We start from the raw sequence: 20,887 nt of genomic DNA on the forward strand, positions 1-20,887 counted from the left end.
CACACCGCGCCCGCACAGTGGTGTCCATGCAGGAGAAACTCAGAGACATAGCGCGTTTCGACGGGCCGTCGTCGATCGTCGTCTTCCTCGTGGCACTGCCACTGTCCCTCGGTATCGCGCTGGCGTCGGGCGCGCCGCTCATGGCGGGCCTCATCGCGGGCGTCATCGGCGGCATCGTCGGCGGCCTGATGGGCGGCTCGCCGCTGCTCGTCAGCGGCCCGGCCGCGGGCCTCACGGTGGTCGTCGCCGAACTCATCGCGACCTTCGGCTGGAAGGTGACCACCGCGATCACCGTCGCCGCGGGCCTGGTGCAGATCGGACTGGGCCTGAGCCGGATCGCCCGTGCGGCGCTGGCGATCTCGCCGGTCGTGGTGCACGCCATGCTCGCCGGCATCGGCGTGACGATCGTGATCCAGCAGGCCCACGTCCTGCTCGGCGGCTCCTCGCGCAGCTCGGTGCTGCAGAACCTCACGGAGCTGCCCTCGCGGATCGGCGCCCTGCACTGGCCGGACCTCGCCGTCGGCCTCGTCGTGATCGCGGTGATGGTGCTCTGGCCGAAGCTGCCCGCGAAGTGGCGCCGGGTCCCCGGCGCCCTCGTCGCGGTGACGGCCGCGACGGTGCTCTCCCTCGTCGTCCCGATGAACGTCGAGCGGATCCGCCTGAACGGCTCCATCATCGACGCGATCGGCCTGCCCGCCATGCCCACCGGGAACTGGGGCGCCGTCGCCCTCGGCGTCCTCACCGTCGCGCTCATCGCCAGCGTCGAGTCGCTGCTCTCCGCCGTGGCCACCGACCGCATGCACGACGGCGCCAAGACGAACCTCGACCGCGAGCTCGTCGGCCAGGGCGCCGCCAACACCGTCTCCGGGCTGCTCGGCGGCCTCCCCGTCACCGGCGTCATCGTGCGCAGCGCGACCAACGTCGCCGCCGGGGCCCGCACCCGCTGGTCCGCGGTCCTGCACGGCGTGTGGCTACTCTTCTTCTCCGTCGCGCTCTCCGGCCTCGTCGAGAAGATCCCCACCTCCGCCCTCGCCGGCCTGCTCATCGTGATCGGCGTCCAACTGGTGAAGATCGCCCACATCCGCACCGCCCGCCGCACGGGCGACCTGCTCGTCTACGCCGTCACCATCGGCGGCGTCCTGTTCCTCAACCTGCTCGAGGGCGTGCTCGCCGGACTCGTCGTCGCGCTGGTCCTCGTCCTGTGGCGAGTCGCGCGGGCCCATATCGAGGCCGTGGTCGACGGTGCCGGCCGCTGGCACGTCACCGTCGACGGGACGCTGTCCTTCTTCTCCCTGCCGCGCCTGACGCGGGTGCTCGCCACCGTCCCGCCCGGGCAGGACGTCGCGATCGAGCTCACCGTCGACTTCCTCGACCACGCGGCGGCGGAGGAGATCCAGGAGTGGTCGCGGCGCTACCGGGCCGCAGGCGGGACCGTCACCGTCGACGACCTGGGCGGTGCGGCTCTCGACGCGGCCGCGACGGTCACGCCCCGTCGGACCACGGAACGCCCGGCCGAGCGCGGCCTGCTGCCCTGGCGCGCGCACGCCCGCGGCGGCCTCGCCGACGGGATCGCCCGCTACCACCGGCGGCACGCCGCCCTGCTCAGCGACGACTTCGACCAACTCAGCGGCGGCCAGAAGCCGGAGGCGCTGTTCCTCACCTGCGCCGATTCGCGGGTCGTGCCGAACGTCATCACCGGCAGCGGCCCGGGCGACCTGTTCACCGTCCGCAACGTGGGCAACCTGGTCCCGCCCGCGGGCACGGACCCGTCGATCGAGGCCTCGCTCGCCTACGCCGTCGACCAGCTCGCGGTCCGGCAGATCATCGTCTGCGGGCACTCCGCGTGCGGGGCGATGGGCGTCGCGCTCGAATCCCCGGTCGTTCCTCCGACGATCCGGCGCTGGATCGAGCACGCGGCACCGTCGACCGAGGCCTTCCGGACCGGCCACCCCGTGCGCGGGGCGGCGGCGGATCTGGGCTTCGGGGCGGCCGACCAGCTCTCGCTGGTCAACGTCGCGATGCAGGTGGCGGCGGTGGCCGAGCACCCGCTGGTGCGGGCCGCGGTCGCCGCGGGGCGGGTCGAAGTCATCGGCCTGTTCTTCGACATCGCGTCCGGCCGGGTGCTGCGCGTGACGGACTCGGCGGTCGTGGAGGCGGACACTCTCACCCACGCCTAGCGACACGCCGGCGCGGCGCCGCGGACCTCACCCCCGCGGCGTCGCGCGTTCCGCCGTTCCCGATCGTCCGGGCCGGCGGGCGATCCCGGCAAGGGTGCTCGCGAACTCCTCCGCGATCGCGAGCTGCGTCCGGAGCTCGGCGCAGCGTTGCTGCGCGGCATCGGAGCACTGGTCGACGAAGACCGCGGCGTCGGCGCGCACCTCGTCCGCCGCCGCGTCGTCGGCGAGCGTGTCCAGCGCCGCGAGCAGATCCCGCATCTGTTCGAGGGTGAAGCCGAGCGGCTTCATGCGTCGGATCACGAGCAGGCGCTCGACGTCGGAGGAGGTGTAGAGGCGGAACCCGCCGGGGCTCCGCTCGGATGGCGTGACCAGGCCGACCTCGTCGTAGTGCCGGATCGTCTTGAGGGACAGCCCCGTGGCCTCCGCGACCTGTCCGATCTGCAGGAGGCGGCCGGTCTCCGGTGCGTCTGCCATGGCGTGAGCCTAGTCGTGGCCGCCGAGGTGCCCGCTGAGACGGCCGTGCCGCTCCGCGGACGCCGCGTCGAGCCCGACGAACTCGACCGTCTTGCCCTTGCCGCGGTACTTGGTCTCGATCGCATCGAGTGCCGCGACGGTCGACGCGTCCCACACGTGCGCCGCGGACAGGTCGACGATCACGTGCCGCGGGTCGTTCACGTAGTCGAACTGGTGCACCAGATCGTTGCTGGAGGCGAAGAAGAGCTCGCCCTGCACGCGGTAGGTGCGCGTGCCCGAGGTGGCCGACTCAGTGGGAACGACCTCGGTGAAGTGCGCGACCCGCCGGACGAGCAGGAGGGTCGCGACGATGACGCCGCCGACGACGCCGTACGCCAGGTTGTGGGTGGCGACGGTGATCGCGACGGTGACGGCCATGACCGCGGTCTCGCTGCGCGGCATGCGGCGCAGGGTCGCCGGGGCGATGCTGTGCCAGTCGAAGGTGCCGACCGCGACCATGATCATCACCGCCACCAGCGCGGCCATCGGGATCCGCGCGACGAGGTCCCCGAGGCCGACGACGAGGATCAGGAGGAACAACCCGGCGAGGAAGGTCGAGATCCGCGTCCGGGCGCCGGAGCTCTTGACGTTGATCATCGTCTGGCCGATCATCGCGCAGCCGCCCATGCCGCCGAAGAATCCGGTCACCACGTTCGCCACGCCCTGCCCCCAGCCCTCGCGGGTCTTGTCGGAGTGGGTGTCGGTGATGTCGTCGACGAGCTTGGCGGTCATGAGCGATTCGAGCAGGCCGACGAGGGCCACCGCGAGGGCGTACGGCGCGATCAGCCGCAGCGTGTCCAGGTCGTACGGGACATCGGGGATCAGCCACTGCGGAAGGGTGCTCGGCAGCTCGCCCTCGTCGCCGACGTTCGGGACGGCGAGGCCGGCGACCATCGTGACCCCGGTCAGGAGGACGATCGCCACCAGCGGCGCCGGCACAGCGGTGGTGAGCCGCGGCAGGCCGATCATGATGAGCAGGCCGGCGGCGATCATCGGGTACACGAGCCACGGCACGCCGGTCATGTGCGGCACCTGGGCGAGGAAGATCAGGATGGCGAGGGCGTTGACGAATCCGACCATCACCGATCGCGGGATGAACCGCATCAGCTTCGCGACGCCGAGGGCGCTGAGTACGATCTGGAGGAGTCCGGCGAGGATCACGGTCGCGAGTAGGTAGTCCAGGCCGTGCTCGCGCGCGATGGGGGCGACGACCAGCGCGACCGCGCCGGTGGCGGCCGAGATCATCGCGGGCCTGCCGCCGACGACCGCGATCGTGACCGCCATGGTGAACGAGGCGAACAGCCCGACGCGCGGATCGACGCCGGCGATGATCGAGAAGGAGATCGCCTCCGGGATCAACGCCAGCGCCACCACGAGACCCGCGAGCGTCTCGGTCTTGAGGCGCTTCGGACTGCGCAGCGCGGCCACGACGTCGCTGTCCCGGACGAACCGCGCCGTGCGCGTGTGGACTGTCATCGATCGGATCCTTCGTGCATCGGTCGCATCACGCGGCGATGTGCCCCGGCTGCGGTGAATGAGCTGCGGCGCGCGGGTCCACCGCGCGAACCGGCCGAACTCTACCCTCCCGTTAGGGAAGAGTTGTATGCGTGGGGTCCTCGGCGGCGCGGATTGCGACACGGCTGTGACATTCGCGGGGCGAAACGGAGGCGGGCCGACGACGATGAGGGACAATGCTCGACGTCATGTTCGCAACCACACGCCCCTGGACCGCCGCGACGACGGCAGTCGTCGCCGCGCTGGCCTTCGCCGGGCTCTACCTCGCGGTCGTCGGCACCGCATCGGGCCAGGTCATCGACCACGAGCTCATGCGGACGATCTCCGCCGCATTCGGGGTCGAGAACCCCGTCGAGGGCGCCCTGGGCCGCTACCAGCTGCCGATGATCGCGGCCGGCGGCCTCCTCGTGGCCGCGGTCGTCGCGAGCCGCCGGTCGAAGACGGTCGCCGTCTCCGCCGCGCTCGTCCTCGGCTCGACGGTGGCGGGCGCGTACCTGCTCAAGGCCCTGCTCGAGCGGCCCTCCTTCGGCATCGGCCCCGAGCTCAACTCGTTCCCGTCGAACACCGTCGCCGTGGTCGCGGCGCTCGCGGTGATCCTGGTCGGCTCCGCCGCGCGGCGCTACCGCGCCCTCGCGCTCCTCGTCGCCGTCGGCGCCGGGAGCGTGGTCTCCGTCCTCGTCGTCGCCCAACAGTGGCACCGCCCCGGCGATGTCCTGGGAGCATGGTTGGTGGCCGTCGGCGCCGCCGCGGTGGTCCGGGTCGGTCAGGCCGCCTGGGCCTGGACCTCCGACGTGGAAGGGAGCCTCACGGGTGGTCAGACTGCTGCTCATCGAGGATGACCCGGCGATCGTCGACGCACTGACGCTCTCGCTCGGCCGGCTCGACCACACCGTCGAGCACTTGGCCGCCGCCACGGACGACCTCGAGCAGCGGGTGACCGCCGCCGATGCGGTGATCCTCGACGTCGGCCTGCCCGGCGAGGACGGCTTCGCCGTGTGCCGCCGCATCCGTCGCTCCAGCACCGTCCCGATCCTCATGCTCACGGCCCGCTCCGACGACATCGACACCGTCGCCGGACTCGAGGCCGGCGCCGACGACTACGTGGTCAAGCCCGTCAGCCCGCGCGTGCTGGACGCCCGGATCAAGGCCGCCCTGCGCCGCACCGCGCCGTCCGCGGACCCCGCCCCGGCACCGTCGGGCGAGGTGGCGGCACCGTCGAACGACGGTCCGCTGACCGTCGACCGGGCCGGCGCGGAGGTCCTGCGCGACGGTGCGCCCCTGCCGCTCACGCCCACCGAGAAGCGGCTGATGTACGCCTTCGCCGACCACCCGGGCCAGGTGCTCAGCCGCGAGCAGTTGCTCGCGATGGCCTGGAACCAGGACTTCCTCGGCGACTCCCGGCTGGTGGACAACGCGATCCTGCGGCTGCGCCCCAAGATCGACCCACACGACGGGACCAGCCACATCGAGACGGTGCGCGGCTTCGGCTACCGGTTCCGGCCCACGCCGTGATCGCAGGTCTGCGCACCCGGATCCTCGCGATCATCGTGATCGTGACCTGCCTGACCGCGGGGGTCACCGGCGTCGCGGTCGCAATGGTGGTGCGGGACTGGGTGTATCAGGACGCGCAGGAAGCCGTGCTCACCACGTTCCGGCACGACATGGAGACCTTCGAGCGCCAGGGGATGCCCGCGCCGGGCAGCGGTGGGGCCTCGCCGGGAGGCCGATCGAGCATCGGGGAGTTCCTCCCGGGCGACTACACCGTGGAGGTCGACGGCGTGACCGTCCGCCAGGGGTCCGCGCCCCCGCAGGACTTCCCCGGGGCGATGCGGCGCGAGCTCGAGAAGGTGCCGTCGCTGTACCGCTTCCAGCGGTTGCCGGACGGGAAGGTGCTGGTCGCGCACAGCGTTCCCCGGCCGACGATCTTCAATGCGGAGAGCGTCGTGGTCTACGGCGTGCAGCCGCTCGAGGACGTCGGGCCCCGGTTGAACCGGCTCACGTTGCTGGTCGTCGTCGCCGTGGCCGGCAGCGCTCTGCTCGGCATCCTCGTCGCGCTGATCGTCGCGCGCACGGTGACCCGGCCGCTCAGCCGGATCCAGTCCGTCGCCGCGCGCGTCACGGACGGCGACACCGAGGCCCGCCTCCCCGCGACCGACGTGACCGAACTGCGCGACCTCACCGACACGTTCAACTCCATGCTCGACCGGCAGAACGAGTCGATCGACGTGCTGCGCCACCAGGACGCGCGGTCGCGGCGGTTCGTCGGCGACGTCTCGCACGAGCTGCGCAGCCCACTCGCCGCGCTCGTCCCCGCCGCCGAGGTGCTGCGCGAGGAGGCCGCGACCCTCGGCGCCGACTCCGACCTGCGCCGCGCCTCCGAGCTCGTCGCCTCCGAGGTCGACACCCTCGCCGGCCTCGTCGACGACCTGCTGGAGATGACGCGCCTCGACGCCGGTGCGGCCGAGGTGCGGCGCGCGCCCTTCGAGCTGGTCGGGGCCCTGCGCGAGGCCCTCTCCGCCCGCGGCTGGCACGCCGTCCAGGTCGACGGTGCGCCCCTCACCGTCGAGTCCGACCGCCGCCGCGTGGTCGCGGTGGTGACCAACCTGGTGGGCAACGCGGTCCGGCACGGCGCGCCGCCCGTGACGGTGACCGTCGCTCCGTCGGCCGACGGTGCGATCGTCGAGGTCCGCGATCACGGTCCGGGCGTGCCGCCCGGCGACGAGGAACGGGTCTTCGGCCGGTTCGCGAAGGCCCAGGAGGCCCGCTCGCGCGGTGCCGGCGGGGGAGCCGGCCTCGGGCTCGCCATCGCCCGGGACAACGCGCGGCTGCTGGGCGGCGACGTCGACTACCGGCGCGAGGGCGCCACCACCGTCTTCCGGTTGCGGCTCGCCCGGTAAATTCGGGTCATGCGCGTAGCGGTGATCGACTCCGGTTTCGGGATGGTCAACTACGCCGACGCCCTCTCCCGCGTGCGGCCCGACACCGAGCTGGTGCTGGCCCGCGACCCCGACAACATGCCCTACGGCCTGCTGGAACCGGCCCGGATCTCGGAGTGCGTGGTCGCCATGGCCGGCGCCGCGGCCCGCTACGACGTGGACGCGATCATCGTCGCCTGCAACACCGGCTCCATGTACGCACTGGAGGCGGCCCGCGCCCGCTTCGAGCCCGCCGTCCCCGTCGTCGGGGTGGTGCCCGCCATCCGCCCCGCGGGGTCGACGGGGCGCCCCTTCGCCGTCTGGGCGACCGCTGCGGCGACGGTGAGCGACTACCAGACCTCGCTCATCGACGCCTTCGCCGACCCGGCCCTCGCGCACCGCATCCCCTGCTACGGCCTGGCCGAGGCGATCGACTCCGGCGACCCCGAGCGGGTGGCGGCGGCGATCTCCGCGGCGGCCGCGGCGACCCCGGACGACATCGAGTCGGTGGTTCTGGGCTGCACGCACTACGGGCTGGTCAGGGAGCCGATCGTGTCCGCGCTCCGGGCGCGGACCGGGCGGGACGTCGCGGTCTTCGACTCGCCGGAACCTGTCGCCCGGCAGACGCTGCGCCGGCTCGGCGTGGAGCCCGGCGGACCGCCGGAGCTGGGCGCCGTGGTGGCCGTGCTGGAGTCCGGGCGTCCGGGGGCGCTGCCCGCCTCGCTCGCCGCCTATCCCGCCGGCCGGCTGCTCCTGGAGCGATGCGGTCGCAGCGCGAAAACACCGTGACAAAAGAATCGCGATGAGATATATGCATGACCGCAACTCTCCTGTTATCCTGAGAGAGCACTGACCGCAGCTGACTCGCTCGCTGCGGTCAGTAGTCATTTGCAGGGCTTTTGATCTCTCAAGTTAGCCCCGGGTCTCTCAGGTGAAACGTCAACTGTCTCAGAGGCTGAGATCGCCCCGTGACGAGTCCGTGACCAACGCCCCGTAGAGCGCAATCGGGGGCGAGCCCGCGTTGGGCCCGTGTTGCTGCACGGAAGCGATGCGTCCCACGCATACCCTCCAAACCTCCAGGTTAGAGCCGGTTTTCGAGAATCGGGCGATGCGTCTGGCGCATACCCCTCCCGGACGTACACGGGTGGAGCGGGCGGCGGACCGTCGGGCCTCACAGGGGAGGGTATGCGCCGGGCGCATCGCCCTGTCCGTCGAAAATGCCCCTGACCTTCAGTTTTCGGGGGTATGCGTGGGACGCATCACCTGTCTGATCGACTTACCCGGCCCAGCGGGCCGCCCCGGCGTGCGGCCTACGCGGCGAGGTCGCGGCGGGACTCGGACAGCGCAGCCGCGATCAGGCCCGCCGCGGCGATCACCACCAGGGTGATCGTGGCGCCGGTGAGCACGGTGGCGCCGGGCTGCGTCGCGACGTGCTTGAACGGCGAGACCTTCGCGACCCAGTCGGGGAGCTTCAGCACGTCGGCGATCATCGTGGTCACGCACAGCGCGAGCACGACCCAGCCCACGGACGCCCAGCGCGCCGAGATCGCGCCCGCGAGGGCGGCGATCGCCGTGATCACCCACACCGCCGGCAGCGCGGCCAGGGCGGGGACGATCAGCTCCCGGCCCGCGGTGAGGGAGACGCCCGCGCCGAGGGCGAGACTCACCACGGTCGTCGCGATAACGGCCGCGGTCAGGTGCGAGGCGTACCAGCGCAGCCGCGCCACCGGCGCCGAGAGCAGGTACTCCGCGCGGCCCGAGGTCTCCTCCGAGCAGGCGGTGTTGACGATGGAAATGCCCAGCGCCGCGACCGCCATGCCCATGATGGAGAACTCGGCGCCGAAGAAGACATCCAGCAGGCTGGAGCCGGATCCGCCGAGCCGCTCGAGCATCTCGCGCGTCCCGGAGTTGCCCACCAGCGAGTCGACCGCGCTGCCCATGCCGCCGAAGGCGAGGCCCACGGCCAGCATGCCGACGCTCCAGCCGATCAACTGGCCGCGGTGCAGTCGCCAGGTCAGCGCCTCCACGGAGCCGAGCAGGGCGCTGCCCCGCTCGCGGCCCCGACCCACCGGGATCAGGCCTGCACCCAGGTCGCGCTGCGCGGCGATCCGCAGGGCCACCGCGGTGAGCACCACCGACGCCGCGAGCAGCAGCAGGATCGGCCAGGGCCGGTCGTCGGCGAACGGGCGGATCTGCTGCGCCCAGCCGAGCGGCGAGAGCCAGGACTCCCAGCCGGGCTCGGCGGGCAGCGTCCCGTCGGTCCGGATGACGGAGACGTCGCCGACGGCCCGGAGCAGGTAGGCGCCGCCGAGGCCCACGGCGAACAGGCCGCGCGCGGCGCGCGCACCCTCCGTGAGCTGCGCGCAGAGCAGCGCGAACGCGGCGAAGACGATGCCGGTGAACGCCCAGAGAGCGCCGAACAGCATGCTGCCCTGCGCATCCGCGCCCATGCCGATCAGCGTCAGCGCGCTGAGCACGCCGATGGCCAGGCTCAGCGCGGTGGTCTCGATGAGCGCGGTGAGCGGGGGAGCGGTGCGATCGATCGCGGAGGCGCCCAGCATCTCCCGGCGGCCGGACTCCTCGTCGGCGCGGGTGTGGCGGATCACCAGCAGACCGGTGAGCAGCCCGAGGGCGGCCGCCATCATGACGACCATCTTGATCACGCCCACCGCGCCGGTGGTGGCCGAGTAGACGGGGCCGAACATCGCGACGAGCGAGGGATTCTCGCTGGCGGCGCGCGCGGCGGAGTCGAGTGAGGCCTGGTCGGCGTAGTTGGTCTTCGCCGTCGAATAGGCCGACGCCGCCATCGCGACGTAGAGCAGGAGCCACACCACCAGCTGGATGCGGTCGCGCCGCACCACCAGCCGCAGGGTGGCACCCAGGCCCGTCATCGCACGGCCCCGGCGGTGTCGTAGTGCCGGAGGAAGAGCTCCTCGAGCGTCGGCGGGCGGCTGGTCAGCGACGTGGGGCCGGCGGCCGCCAGCTCGCCGAGGAGGCGCCCGAGGTCCGCCGCCTCGACGCTGAACGAGACACGGTCACCGTCGGCCTGCAGGTCGTGCACGCCCGCGGTGTTCGCGAGGTCGACGGGGCGCGCCAGCGTCGCCTCGACCCGGGTGCGGGAGAGGTGGCGGAGCGAGGCCAGCGAGCCGGTCTCGACGGACGCACCGTCCTTGATGATGGTGACGGTGTCGGCGACCCGGTCCACCTCGGACAGGATGTGGCTCGAGAGCAGGATCGACGTGCCGTCGGCCTTCGCCTCGGCGAGGCACTGGGTGAAGACCTCCTCCATGAGCGGGTCGAGGCCGGAGGTCGGTTCGTCGAGGATCATCAGCTCGGCGCGCGCGGCGAAGGCGGCGACGAGCGCGACCTTCTGCCGGTTGCCCTTGCTGTAGGTGCGGGCCTTCTTCGCGGGGTCGAGGGCGAAGCGCTCGATCAGCTCGGCTCGGCGCGCCTCGTCGAGGCCTCCGCGCAGGCGCCCCATGAGGTCGATGATCTCGCCGCCGGACAGGTTGGGCCACAGCGTCACGTCGCCCGGCACGTAGGCGAGGCGGCGGTGCAGCTCGGCGGCCTGGGACCACGGATCGCCGCCCAGCAGCTCGACGGTGCCCGAGGTCTTCTTCAGCAGCCCGAGGAGGACGCGGATGGTGGTGGACTTGCCCGCCCCGTTGGGGCCGAGGAAGGCGTGGACCTCGCCCGGCGTCACGTGGAGGTCGAGCCCGGTGAGTGCGTGTGCGCTGCCGAAGGTCTTGGTGAGGCCCTCGACCCGAACGACTTCAGTTGTCATGGCGCCGACGCTACGCTCAGTTCACAAATTTGTGAAGTGTCTGAATTGTGGCTATCGTGACCTGCATGGACGCGCCCGACTTCGTGGAGAACATGGCAGCCGCGTTCGTGGACGCGGGTATGCAGCGCATGGCATCCCGCGTCTTCGCCGCGGTGCTGACGTCGCCGGAAGCGGCGCTCACGCCCTCGCAGATCGCCGAGCGATTACAGGTGTCCGCCGGCGCCGTGTCGGGCGCCGTGCGGTACCTCGAGCAGACGAGCATGATCCGCCGCACGCACGTGCCCGGCTCCCGGCACAGCCTGATCACCCTCGGCGACGACATCTGGTACGAGGCCTTCGCCGCTCGCAATCCGATCCTCGAGCGGTGGCGCGACGTCGCCATCGAGGGGATCGAGGAGCTGCCCACGGGTGGCCCCGCCGCCGAGCGTCTCTCGGTGATGCGCGACTTCTTCGAGTTCATGATCGACGAGCTCCCGGAGATGATGGAGCGCTGGCGGAAGGTCCGCGAGGCCAAGCACGGGCACTGACACCGGGCGGTCGCGGTGCAATGATGGGTGCATGACTGCAACCACCCTGCCCGGCGGCACGTTCGCCCTCGGCGGCGACCTCACGGTCACCCGATTCGGTTACGGCGCCATGCAACTCGCGGGGCCGCACGTCTTCGGCCCGCCCGCCGACCGCGAGGCGGCGATCGAGGTGCTGCACGACGTGATCGACCTGGGCATCACGCACATCGACACCAGCGACTACTACGGCCCGTTCGTCACCAACGAGATCATCCGCGAGGCGCTGCACCCCTACCCGGAGTCGCTGCACATCGTGACCAAGGTCGGCGCCCGCCGCGACGACACCGGCGGCTGGCCGCCCGCGCTGGAGCCCGACGACCTGCGCCGCGCCGTCGACGAGAACCTCGAACGCCTCGGGCTCGACGCGATCGACGTGGTGAACCTGCGCGTCGGCGACTTCGACACCCCCAGCGCCGGCTCGATCGCCGAGCCCTTCACCGTGCTCGCCGAGCTGAAGCAGCAGGGCCTGATCCGGCACCTCGGCGTGAGCACCGTGACCGCCGAGCAGGTCGCGGAGGCGCAGTCGATCGCGCCGGTCGCGTGCGTGCAGAACTTCTACAACATCGCCCACCGCGTCGACGACGAGCTGGTGGATTCGCTGGCGGCGCAGGGTATCGCGTACGTGCCCTACTTCCCGCTCGGCGGGTTCAGCCCGCTGCAGTCCGACGCGCTGAACGCCGTCGCGGCCCGGCTCGGCGCCACCCCGATGGCGGTCGCCCTCGCGTGGCTGCTGCAGCGTTCGCCGAACATCCTGCTCATCCCGGGCACCTCGTCGGTCGTGCACCTGCGCGAGAACGTCGCCGGCGCCGCGCTGGAGCTCCCGGCCGACGCGCTCGCCGAGCTGGACGCGATCGGCACCCGCTGACCTTCGGTGCGTGTCGGCGACGACGCGCCGGGGCCCGGTCGCAGAGATGCACCGAGGCTCCGTCGGCGATCCGTCGTACGCGGTCAGTAGTTCCGCGGGCCCGTCTCGTACCGGCCGGCCGCCACCAGCCAGGTCACGGCCACGACGGCGATCGGCGTCACGCACAGGATCGCGGCCGGTCCGGCGACCGCCGCGGTCGTCGCCGCCAGCTCCGACCATCGCGGCCGCCCGCCGACGATGCGGCGGGCCGCCGTCCACCCCGCCGTGACGCCCATGAGCAGCACGAACGCCGCCGTGAACCACAGGCTCCGCACGATCAGGCTGAGCACCATCCCGAGCACCGCGAGCTGCACCGTCGCGCGGACCGTCGAACTCAGGATCGCGGGGCCGTAGCCGGTTCGCCCGAGCCACGCCACGGCGGCGCCCGTCAGGGCGAGGGCGACGAGCGCGACGGCGAGGCCCGGGCCCACCGTGAGCAGCTCGCCCGGATCACTTCCGGTCACGTCGTGGAAACCTAGTCGAAATGAGCGCCCCGCGCGGCTTCGCAGGTGCATCGGCGCAGGTCCAGGCCGGTAAGGATGACCTTTCATTTGGTGATCCGAGGCGGGGAAACTAATATTTTCGGTACAGCCAACGATGCCTGAGGTGATCTGCAGTCCCGGATCGCCGAACCTTGAAGAACCCGTTCCGCCGTGAGGCGCTGCGTAGAGGCAGGTATTCGATGAGCCGATTCGTCCCCCCGGGCCCCCAGGGCCTGTACCACCCCGCGAACGAGCACGACGCATGTGGCGTCGCCTTCGTGGTGGACATGCACGGACGCAAGTCCCGGGACATCGTCGACAAGGCCATCACCGCCCTGGTCAACCTCGAGCACCGCGGTGCCGCGGGCGCCGAGCCCAACACCGGTGACGGCGCGGGCATCCTGATCCAGGTCCCGGACCGCTTCTTCCGCGAGGTCGTGGACTTCGAGCTGCCCCACCAGGGCGCGTACGCCACGGGCATCGCCTTCCTCCCGCAGGCCGCCGCCGAGGCGACCAAGGCCGCCGAGGGCGTCGAGCGCATCGTCGCCGAGGAGGGCCTGACGGTCCTCGGCTGGCGCGACCAGCCCACCGACGACGGCTCGCTGGGCGCGCTCGCCCGCGACGCCATGCCCACCATGCGGCAGGTCTTCATCGCCGGCACGGATTCCGACGGTGCGCCCCTCTCGGGCATGGACCTCGAGCGCCGCTGCTTCGTGATCCGCAAGCGGGTCGAGCGCGAGCTCGGGACCGACGGTGCGGGCGCGGGCTCGCAGGGCGAGGAGTCGGTGTACTTCCCGTCGCTGTCCGGCCAGACCTTCGTCTACAAGGGCATGCTGACCACCCCGCAGTTGCGCGGCTTCTTCGTGGACCTGCAGGACGAGCGCGTCGAGTCGGCCCTCGGCCTGGTGCACTCGCGCTTCTCCACCAACACCTTCCCGAGCTGGCCGCTCGCGCACCCCTACCGGCGCGTGGCCCACAACGGTGAGATCAACACCGTCAACGGCAACGAGAACTGGATGCGGGCCCGCGAGGCGCTGCTCGACGTCTCGGCCTTCGGCGAGGACGCCGCGGACAAGATCTTCCCGATCTGCACCGAGGGCGGCTCCGACACCGCGCGCTTCGACGAGGTGCTCGAGCTGCTGCACCTCGGCGGCCGCAGCCTGCCGCACGCCGTGCTGATGATGATCCCCGAGGCGTGGGAGCGGCACCAGGACATGGACTCGGCCCGCCGGGCGTTCTACGAGTACCACTCCTCGCTCATGGAGCCGTGGGACGGGCCGGCCTCGGTCTGCTTCACCGACGGCACCGTGATCGGCGCCGTGCTCGACCGCAACGGCCTGCGCCCGTCGCGCATCTGGGTCACCAAGGACGGCCTCGTCGTGCTCGGCTCCGAGGTGGGCGTGCTCGACATCGACCACTCCGACGTGGTCTACAAGACCCGCCTGCAGCCGGGCCGCATGTTCCTCGTGGACACCGCGCAGGGCCGCATCGTCTCCGACGAGGAGATCAAGGGCGAGCTCGCCGCCGCTGAGCCCTACCAGCAGTGGCTCGACGAGGGCCTGCTGCGCCTGAAGGACCTGCCGGACCGCCCCCACACCGTGATGGCGCACGACCGGGTCACGCAGCGGCAGCAGATGTTCGGCTACACCACGGAGGAGCTGGACCTCCTGCTCACGCCGATGGCGAAGACCGGCGCCGAGGCGATCGGCTCCATGGGCACCGACACCCCCGTCGCCGTGCTCTCGCTGCGCCCGCGCCTGCTGTTCGACTACTTCCAGCAGCTGTTCGCGCAGGTGACCAACCCGCCGCTCGACGCGATCCGCGAGGAGATCGTGACCGCGCTCGGCGGCACGATCGGCAGCGAGTCCGACCTGCTCAACCCGGCGGCGATCAGCTGCCGCCAGATCCACCTCGAGCAGCCGATCCTCAACAACGACGAGCTGCAGAAGCTGGTCAAGGTCAACGACGACGGCACCCTGCCCGAGTTCCGGTCCGTGGTGATCCCGGGCCTGTACCACGTGGCCGAGGGCGGCAAGGGCCTGCGCGAGGCGCTCGACACCGTGCGCACCCAGGTCTCCGAGGCCATCGACGGCGGCGCGCGCCTGATCGTCCTGTCGGACCGCAACTCCGACCGGCTGCTGGCGCCGATCCCGTCGCTGCTGCTGACCTCCGCCGTGCACCACCACCTGGTGCGCGAGCGCAGCCGCACCAAGGTCGGCCTCATCGTGGAGTCGGGCGACGCCCGCGAGGTGCACCACATGGCGGCCCTCATCGGCTGCGGCGCCGCGGCGGTCAACCCGTACATGGCCTTCGCGACCATCGAGGACATGCACATCCGCGGCGAGCTCAACGGCACCCCGCTGGAGAAGCTGAACGCCAACTACGTCAAGGCGGCCGGCAAGGGCGTGCTCAAGGTGATGTCCAAGATGGGCATCTCCACGCTGGCCTCGTACACCGGCGCCCAGCTGTTCCAGGTCATCGGCCTGTCGCAGGAGGTCGTCGACGAGTTCTTCACCGGCCTGCAGAGCCAGCTCGACGGCATCGGCCTCGACGAGATCGCCGCCGACGTCGCCGCGCGGCACAAGCGCGCCATGAACGACCGCCCCGAGGAGCTGGCGCACCGCGAGCTCGAGGTGGGCGGCGAGTACCAGTGGCGCCGCGAGGGCGAGTACCACCTGTTCAACCCGGACACCGTCTTCAAGCTCCAGCACGCCACGCGCACCGGGCAGTACAAGGTGTTCAAGGAGTACACGAAGCTGGTCGATGACCAGAGCGAGCGGCTCGCGTCGCTGCGCGGCCTGTTCCGCTTCCAGAGCGACCGCCCGTCGATCTCCATCGACGAGGTGGAGCCCGCGAGCGAGATCGTCAAGCGCTTCTCGACCGGCGCCATGAGCTACGGCTCGATCTCGGCCGAGGCGCACGAGACGCTGGCCATCGCTATGAACCGCCTCGGCGGGCGCTCGAACTCCGGTGAGGGCGGCGAGGATCCGCGGCGCTTCACGCCCGACGAGAACGGCGACTTCCGCCGCTCGGCGATCAAGCAGGTCGCCTCGGGCCGGTTCGGCGTGACCTCGCACTACCTGAGCAACTGCACCGACATCCAGATCAAGATGGCGCAGGGCGCGAAGCCCGGCGAGGGCGGCCAGCTGCCCCCGCACAAGGTGTACCCGTGGGTCGCCGAGGTCCGTGGCTCGACGCCCGGCGTCGGCCTGATCTCGCCCCCGCCGCACCACGACATCTACTCGATCGAGGACCTGGCGCAGCTGATCCACGACCTGAAGAACGCGAACCCGCAGGCGCGGATTCACGTGAAACTCGTCTCGGAGATCGGCGTGGGCACCGTCGCCGCGGGCGTCTCGAAGGCGCACGCCGACGTGGTGCTCATCTCGGGCCACGACGGCGGCACCGGTGCCACCCCGCTGACCTCGGTCAAGCACGCGGGCGCGCCCTGGGAGATCGGCCTCGCCGAGACCCAGCAGACGCTGCTGCTCAACGGCCTCCGCGACCGGATCGTCGTGCAGGTCGACGGCCAGCTCAAGACCGGCCGCGACGTCATCGTCGCCGCGCTGCTCGGCGGCGAGGAGTTCGGCTTCGCGACCGCCCCGCTGGTGGTCTCGGGCTGCATCATGATGCGCGTGTGCCACCTGGACACCTGCCCCGTGGGCGTGGCGACCCAGAACCCGGTGCTGCGGCGCCGGTTCACCGGCAAGCCCGAATTCGTGGAGAACTTCTTCCTCTACATCGCCGAGGAGGTGCGCGAGCTGCTCGCCGAGCTGGGCTTCCGCACCCTGCAGGAGGCCGTCGGCCAGTCGCAGATCCTCGACACCACGGAGGCGCAGGCCCACTGGGGCGGCGCCAAGGCCGGCAAGCTGGACCTCTCGCCGATCCTGGCGCAGGTCGACTCGCCGTTCATGAAGCAGGACCTGTTCTGCAGCCAGCCGCAGGACCACGGCCTCGAGAAGGCCCTGGACCAGCAGCTGATCTCGCAGGCGCGGGTCGCCGTGGAGACCGGCGCGCCGGTCACCATCGAGACCCCGATCTCCAACGTCAACCGCACCGTGGGCACGATGCTCGGCCACGAGGTGACCAAGGCGCACGGCGCCGACGGTCTCCCGGAGGACACCATCGACATCACGTTCAAGGGCAGCGCGGGCAACAGCTTCGGCGCCTTCGTGCCGAAGGGCATCACGCTGCGCCTCGAGGGCGACGCCAACGACTTCGTGGGCAAGGGCCTCTCGGGCGGCAAGATCGTGGTCCGCCCGGCGCGCAACGCCCCGGAGGAGTTCGTCGCCGCGGACAACATCATCGCGGGCAACGTGATCCTGTTCGGCGCCACCGCCGGTGAGGTCTACCTCAACGGCAAGGCGGGCGAGCGGTTCGCGGTGCGCAACTCGGGCGCCGTCGCGGTGGTCGAGGGCGTGGGCGACCACGGCTGCGAGTACATGACCGGCGGCCGCGTGGTGGTCCTCGGCGACACGGGACGAAACTTCGGCGCCGGCATGTCCGGCGGCGTGGCCTACGTCTACAACGCCGACGGACAGTTCGAGCGCGACCTCAACACCGAGCTGGTGGAGCTGGAGTCGCTCGACGAGGCCGACATCGAGTTCGTCCACGGCGCCGTGACCGACCACTACCGCTACACCGATTCCGCCGTCGCGGAACGGATCCTGGCCAACTGGCCGCGGGAGCGCCAGCTCTTCGCCAAGGTGATGCCGCGCGACTACAAGCGCGTACTCACCGCCATCAAGCGCGCCGAACTCGACGGCCGCAACATCGACGACGCAGTGATGGAGGCCGCTCGTGGCTGATCCGCAAGGCTTTCTGAAGAACAACTCGCGCGAGACCCCGGTTCGCCGGCCCGTCCCGCTCCGGCTCCTGGACTGGAACGAGGTGTACAAGCCCTTCGACGGGACCACCCTGCGCAAGCAGGCCTCCCGGTGCATGGACTGCGGTATCCCGTTCTGCCACAACGGCTGCCCGCTGGGGAACCTGATCCCCGAGTGGAACACGCTGGCGTACAAGGACCGCTGGTACGACGGCATCGAGCGGCTGCACGCCACGAACAACTTCCCGGAGTTCACCGGGCGGCTGTGCCCCGCGCCCTGCGAGGCGTCGTGCGTGCTGGGCATCAACCAGGATCCCGTCACCATCAAGCAGGTCGAGGTCGAGCTCATCGACAAGGCCTTCGACGAGGGCTGGGTCTCGCCGCAGCACCCCACCAAGCTGACGGGTAAGAAGATCGCCGTCGTCGGCTCGGGTCCGGCGGGCCTCGCGGCGGCGCAGCAGCTGACGCGTGGCGGCCACACCGTGACCGTCTACGAGCGCGCCGATCGGATCGGCGGCCTGCTCCGCTACGGCATCCCCGAGTTCAAGATGGAGAAGCGGCACATCGATCGCCGCCTCGCCCAGATGAACGCCGAGGGCACCGTCTTCAAGACGGGCGTCAACGTGGGCGTCGACGTGACTGTCGAGCAGCTCCGCGAGGACTTCGACGCGGTCGTGCTCGCCAACGGCGCCACCGTGTGGCGCGACCTGCCGATCCCCGGCCGCGAGCTGGACGGCATCCACCAGGCGATGGAGTTCCTGCCCTGGGCCAACCGCGCCGCGGTCGGCGACGACGTCCTCGACGAGAACGGCCTGCCGCCGCTGCACGCCAAGGACAAGAAGGTCGTCATCATCGGCGGCGGCGACACCGGCGCCGACTGCCTCGGCACCTCGCTGCGCCAGGGCGCGACCACCGTGCACCAGTTCGAGATCATGCCGGTCCCGCCGCGTGAGCGCGCCGAGTCGACCCCGTGGCCGACCTACCCGCTCATGTACCGCATCAGCTCGGCCCACGAGGAGGGCGGCGAGCGCGTCTTCTCCGTCAGCACCGAGGAGTTCGTCGGCGAGGACGGCAAGGTCACCGGCCTCAAGGCCTACGAGGTCAAGATGGAGGGCGGCCGGTTCGAGAAGGTCGAGGGCACCGACTTCACCCTCGAGGCCGACCTCGTGCTGCTGGCCATGGGCTTCGTCGGCCCGCAGCGCGACGACCTGCTGGACAAGCTGGGCGTCGAGTACAGCGAGCGCGGGAACGTCTCGCGCGGCGACGACTTCCAGTCGACGGTGCCGGGCGTCTTCGTCGCCGGCGACGCCGGCCGCGGCCAGTCGCTCATCGTGTGGGCCATCGCGGAGGGCCGCAGCGCCGCGGCCGCCGTCGACCGGTTCCTCATGGGCGACACCGCGCTGCCCGCGCCGATCGTCCCCACCGCCGCGCCGCAGCGGTAGCGCACCGTCGAACGACGAAGGCCGGCTCCCTCGCGGGGGCCGGCCTTCGGTCGTTCGAGCGGGTTACTTGCCCTTGAGCAGGCCGCCCAGGATGCTGCCCAGCACGTTGCCCGCGGCGTTGCCGCCGGCCTGCTGGTTGCCGCCGCCGAGCATGTTGCCCAGGATGCTGCCGAGGACGTCGCCGCCGCTCTGCTGCTGCGGGGCCGGGGCCTGCTCCTGCTGCGGAGCGGCCGCGCCGCCGCTGGTCAGCTTCTTCATGACGAAGCTGATCACGATGGGCGCGAGGATCGGGAGCAGCTGCTTGACCAGGCCGTCGGTGACGCCGGAGGACAGCGGCGCGGCGGCCGCGGCGGCCACGTCGTCGGTCTTCTCGCCGAACAGGCTGGAGACGATCTGCTGGCCGTCGCCGCTGTCGGCGGCCTGCGCGAGATCGGCCGGGGCCTCGGTGGTGTCCTGCGCCTGGAGGCCGGCGAGCAGGGTCGGCACCGTCTGGTTGACGGCCTCCGAGGCGACGTCCTCCGAGACGCCGAGCTGGGCGGCGATATCCGCGAGCGGGATGGACTTGATCAGGTCGTCGAGATCGGACACGGTTCTCCTTGGAGGATGTGTGAGGACGCAAATTGCTGCACGAACACCCACAGCGTAGCCGCGGCGTGCGCGGGCGCTCGCCGGAACCCGCATGTGAGGAGCGACACGCTTCGGCCGCGAGCGCTGGACCCCGCCGCGCGGGAGGAATACAGTATCTGTAACCAACCGTTCCGCATCGAGATCGCACCGGAGACCGTCGTGAAGCTGCACCGTCGCACCACCTTGCTGGGCTCGAAGGCGATCTCCCGGTTGCGGAACCGCCGACTCGCGCGCACGCTCGCCGAGGACGGCGAGCGCCTCGTCACCGCGTCGGACCTGCGGGTTCTGCGGGTCGGCTAGTCACGTCCAGGATCAGCGCCGCGGTCTGCGCGGGCTGATCGACCATGGCCTGGTGTCCGCTCGGCGCGATCACCGCGAACCGCGCATGCAGCACGTCGGCCAGCTCCTGCTGCTGCTCCAGCCAGTGCGTCGCGCACGGGGTGCGCCGCCCGGCGAACGCCGCGGCCACCGTCCACGGGACGCCGGCCGGGAGCGGCGTCCGCTCCCGCAGATCGGCCAGCTCGTGCGCCAGCACGGGGTATCGACCGTTCTCCAGGAACGCGGCGCGGAAGTAGGCCTCGGAGGAGAGGATCTCCGCGTACTCGGGCGGCGGCGCGCCCGCGCCCAGCATCCGGTGCACCAACGGGCCGAACAGGTTCATCCGTACCGCGGCCGCCGCGTCGGCCGACCGCAGGAGCGCGGCGTCGCGCAGCTCGCCCGGCACCACCCAGCGGGGAGAGGTCTCGACGCTGCCGTCCAGGAGGACGGATCCCGCTGTGCGGTGCGGGTGTTCGCGGGCGAAGGCCTCGACGTAGAAGCTGGCCATCGAATGCCCGACCATCACCGCCGCGCCGATGTCCAACGCGTCCAACAGCTCGCGCAGCCGGGTGACCTCGGAGTCCAGGGTGGGGACGGCACCGTCGGGCCAGGGATCGGAGAGGCCGTACCCGGGTCGGTCCAGCCGGACGACGGTGCGGCTCGCGGTCAGGAGCTCCGTGACCGCGTCCCAGTCGAACCAGTTCCCGGCCAGGCCGGAGCTGAGCACGATGGGAGGCCCGCTCGCCGGGGCGATCGGTTCGTCGACCACCACGTGGGTGCGGGTACCCGCCAGATCGAGCAGCACACCGGCGAGGATAG

The 20,887-nt window shown here is 71.4% G+C and carries 17 protein-coding genes; 10 read left to right on the top strand and 7 right to left on the bottom strand.

Features of this window, described 5'->3' with window-relative positions; genetic code table 11:
- Positions 1 to 26 precede the first annotated feature (26 nt).
- Positions 27 to 2,177: a bifunctional SulP family inorganic anion transporter/carbonic anhydrase gene (locus LB823_RS00990; protein WP_224644891.1), complete on the top strand. Its 2,151-nt coding sequence runs from the start codon at positions 27 to 29 to the stop codon at positions 2,175 to 2,177.
- Positions 2,178 to 2,204: 27 nt separating this feature from the next.
- Here LB823_RS00990 and LB823_RS00995 read toward each other — a convergent pair whose 3' ends face one another.
- Entirely contained in the window at positions 2,205 to 2,651 is a 447-nt protein-coding gene (locus LB823_RS00995; protein WP_224644892.1) for a MerR family transcriptional regulator, read from the bottom strand.
- Between the two features lie 9 nt (positions 2,652 to 2,660).
- Positions 2,661 to 4,166 (bottom strand): SulP family inorganic anion transporter, encoded by a 1,506-nt coding sequence (locus tag LB823_RS01000; RefSeq protein WP_224644893.1) that lies wholly within the window; start codon positions 4,164 to 4,166, stop codon positions 2,661 to 2,663.
- A 227-nt stretch (positions 4,167 to 4,393) separates the two neighbouring features.
- Here LB823_RS01000 and LB823_RS01005 point away from each other — a divergent pair, with 227 nt between their 5' ends.
- From LB823_RS01005 to LB823_RS01020, 4 genes are read left to right on the top strand one after another with little or no spacing between them, the layout of a single operon-like run.
- On the top strand, positions 4,394 to 5,044 hold the full coding sequence (locus LB823_RS01005; RefSeq protein ID WP_224644894.1) for a hypothetical protein: 651 nt from the start codon (positions 4,394 to 4,396) through the stop codon (positions 5,042 to 5,044).
- On the top strand, positions 5,016 to 5,717 hold the full coding sequence (locus tag LB823_RS01010; protein ID WP_224644895.1) for a response regulator transcription factor: 702 nt from the start codon (positions 5,016 to 5,018) through the stop codon (positions 5,715 to 5,717). Before LB823_RS01005 ends, LB823_RS01010 begins: the two co-directional genes overlap by 29 nt.
- On the top strand, positions 5,714 to 7,102 hold the full coding sequence (locus LB823_RS01015; RefSeq protein WP_224644896.1) for a cell wall metabolism sensor histidine kinase WalK: 1,389 nt from the start codon (positions 5,714 to 5,716) through the stop codon (positions 7,100 to 7,102). The genes LB823_RS01010 and LB823_RS01015 overlap by 4 nt, the downstream gene beginning before the upstream one ends.
- A 9-nt stretch (positions 7,103 to 7,111) precedes the next feature.
- Entirely contained in the window at positions 7,112 to 7,909 is a 798-nt protein-coding gene (locus LB823_RS01020) for a glutamate racemase (protein ID WP_224644897.1), read from the top strand.
- A 521-nt stretch (positions 7,910 to 8,430) separates the two neighbouring features.
- Here the strand turns inward: LB823_RS01020 and LB823_RS01025 are convergent.
- Entirely contained in the window at positions 8,431 to 10,011 is a 1,581-nt protein-coding gene (locus LB823_RS01025) for an ABC transporter permease (protein WP_224644898.1), read from the bottom strand.
- The gene (locus tag LB823_RS01030; RefSeq protein ID WP_224644899.1) at positions 10,008 to 10,904 is read right to left on the bottom strand and encodes an ABC transporter ATP-binding protein; all 897 of its coding nucleotides are present in this window, start codon (positions 10,902 to 10,904) and stop codon (positions 10,008 to 10,010) included. Before LB823_RS01030 ends, LB823_RS01025 begins: the two co-directional genes overlap by 4 nt.
- 65 nt (positions 10,905 to 10,969) lie before the next feature.
- Here LB823_RS01030 and LB823_RS01035 point away from each other — a divergent pair, with 65 nt between their 5' ends.
- Positions 10,970 to 11,431 carry a GbsR/MarR family transcriptional regulator gene (locus tag LB823_RS01035; protein WP_224644900.1) on the top strand — a complete coding sequence of 154 codons (462 nt, stop codon included), beginning with the start codon at positions 10,970 to 10,972 and terminating at the stop codon, positions 11,429 to 11,431.
- A 31-nt stretch (positions 11,432 to 11,462) separates the two neighbouring features.
- Positions 11,463 to 12,335 carry an aldo/keto reductase family oxidoreductase gene (locus LB823_RS01040; protein WP_304941257.1) on the top strand — a complete coding sequence of 291 codons (873 nt, stop codon included), beginning with the start codon at positions 11,463 to 11,465 and terminating at the stop codon, positions 12,333 to 12,335.
- An 83-nt stretch (positions 12,336 to 12,418) separates the two neighbouring features.
- On the opposite strand, the gene LB823_RS01045 is transcribed toward LB823_RS01040, so the two are convergent.
- Positions 12,419 to 12,838: an ABC transporter permease gene (locus LB823_RS01045; RefSeq protein WP_224644901.1), complete on the bottom strand. Its 420-nt coding sequence runs from the start codon at positions 12,836 to 12,838 to the stop codon at positions 12,419 to 12,421.
- A 218-nt stretch (positions 12,839 to 13,056) separates the two neighbouring features.
- Between LB823_RS01045 and gltB the strand changes: the two genes are divergently transcribed.
- Positions 13,057 to 17,664: a glutamate synthase large subunit gene (gene gltB / locus LB823_RS01050; protein ID WP_224644902.1), complete on the top strand. Its 4,608-nt coding sequence runs from the start codon at positions 13,057 to 13,059 to the stop codon at positions 17,662 to 17,664.
- Positions 17,657 to 19,123 carry a glutamate synthase subunit beta gene (locus LB823_RS01055; protein ID WP_224644903.1) on the top strand — a complete coding sequence of 489 codons (1,467 nt, stop codon included), beginning with the start codon at positions 17,657 to 17,659 and terminating at the stop codon, positions 19,121 to 19,123. The genes gltB and LB823_RS01055 overlap by 8 nt, the downstream gene beginning before the upstream one ends.
- A 63-nt stretch (positions 19,124 to 19,186) precedes the next feature.
- Here LB823_RS01055 and LB823_RS01060 read toward each other — a convergent pair whose 3' ends face one another.
- The gene (locus LB823_RS01060; protein ID WP_224644904.1) at positions 19,187 to 19,711 is read right to left on the bottom strand and encodes a DUF937 domain-containing protein; all 525 of its coding nucleotides are present in this window, start codon (positions 19,709 to 19,711) and stop codon (positions 19,187 to 19,189) included.
- Positions 19,712 to 19,909: 198 nt separating this feature from the next.
- Here LB823_RS01060 and LB823_RS01065 point away from each other — a divergent pair, with 198 nt between their 5' ends.
- Positions 19,910 to 20,050, top strand: coding sequence for a hypothetical protein (locus LB823_RS01065; RefSeq protein WP_224644905.1), 141 nt, complete (start codon positions 19,910 to 19,912; stop codon positions 20,048 to 20,050).
- Here the strand turns inward: LB823_RS01065 and LB823_RS01070 are convergent.
- Complete coding sequence (locus LB823_RS01070) at positions 20,013 to 20,873, bottom strand: alpha/beta fold hydrolase (protein ID WP_224644906.1); 861 nt, start codon at positions 20,871 to 20,873, stop codon at positions 20,013 to 20,015. The genes LB823_RS01065 and LB823_RS01070 overlap by 38 nt on opposite strands.
- Positions 20,874 to 20,887: the final 14 nt, after the last annotated feature.

The organism is Tsukamurella sp. M9C, assembly GCF_020169415.1.
In the GTDB taxonomy this organism is placed as follows: Bacteria; Actinomycetota; Actinomycetes; order Mycobacteriales; family Mycobacteriaceae; genus Tsukamurella.

What these genes read in the sequence shown, in the direction of transcription:
- LB823_RS00990 (WP_224644891.1), top strand. Translation starts at nt 27, where the DNA reads ATGCAGGAGAAACTCAGAGACATAGCGCGTTTCGACGGGCCGTCGTCG.
- LB823_RS00995 (WP_224644892.1), bottom strand. Translation starts at nt 2,651, where the DNA reads ATGGCAGACGCACCGGAGACCGGCCGCCTCCTGCAGATCGGACAGGTC.
- LB823_RS01000 (WP_224644893.1), bottom strand. Translation starts at nt 4,166, where the DNA reads ATGACAGTCCACACGCGCACGGCGCGGTTCGTCCGGGACAGCGACGTC.
- LB823_RS01005 (WP_224644894.1), top strand. Translation starts at nt 4,394, where the DNA reads ATGTTCGCAACCACACGCCCCTGGACCGCCGCGACGACGGCAGTCGTC.
- LB823_RS01020 (WP_224644897.1), top strand. Translation starts at nt 7,112, where the DNA reads ATGCGCGTAGCGGTGATCGACTCCGGTTTCGGGATGGTCAACTACGCC.
- LB823_RS01025 (WP_224644898.1), bottom strand. Translation starts at nt 10,011, where the DNA reads ATGACGGGCCTGGGTGCCACCCTGCGGCTGGTGGTGCGGCGCGACCGC.
- LB823_RS01030 (WP_224644899.1), bottom strand. Translation starts at nt 10,904, where the DNA reads ATGACAACTGAAGTCGTTCGGGTCGAGGGCCTCACCAAGACCTTCGGC.
- LB823_RS01035 (WP_224644900.1), top strand. Translation starts at nt 10,970, where the DNA reads ATGGACGCGCCCGACTTCGTGGAGAACATGGCAGCCGCGTTCGTGGAC.
- LB823_RS01040 (WP_304941257.1), top strand. Translation starts at nt 11,463, where the DNA reads ATGACTGCAACCACCCTGCCCGGCGGCACGTTCGCCCTCGGCGGCGAC.
- gltB (WP_224644902.1), top strand. Translation starts at nt 13,057, where the DNA reads ATGAGCCGATTCGTCCCCCCGGGCCCCCAGGGCCTGTACCACCCCGCG.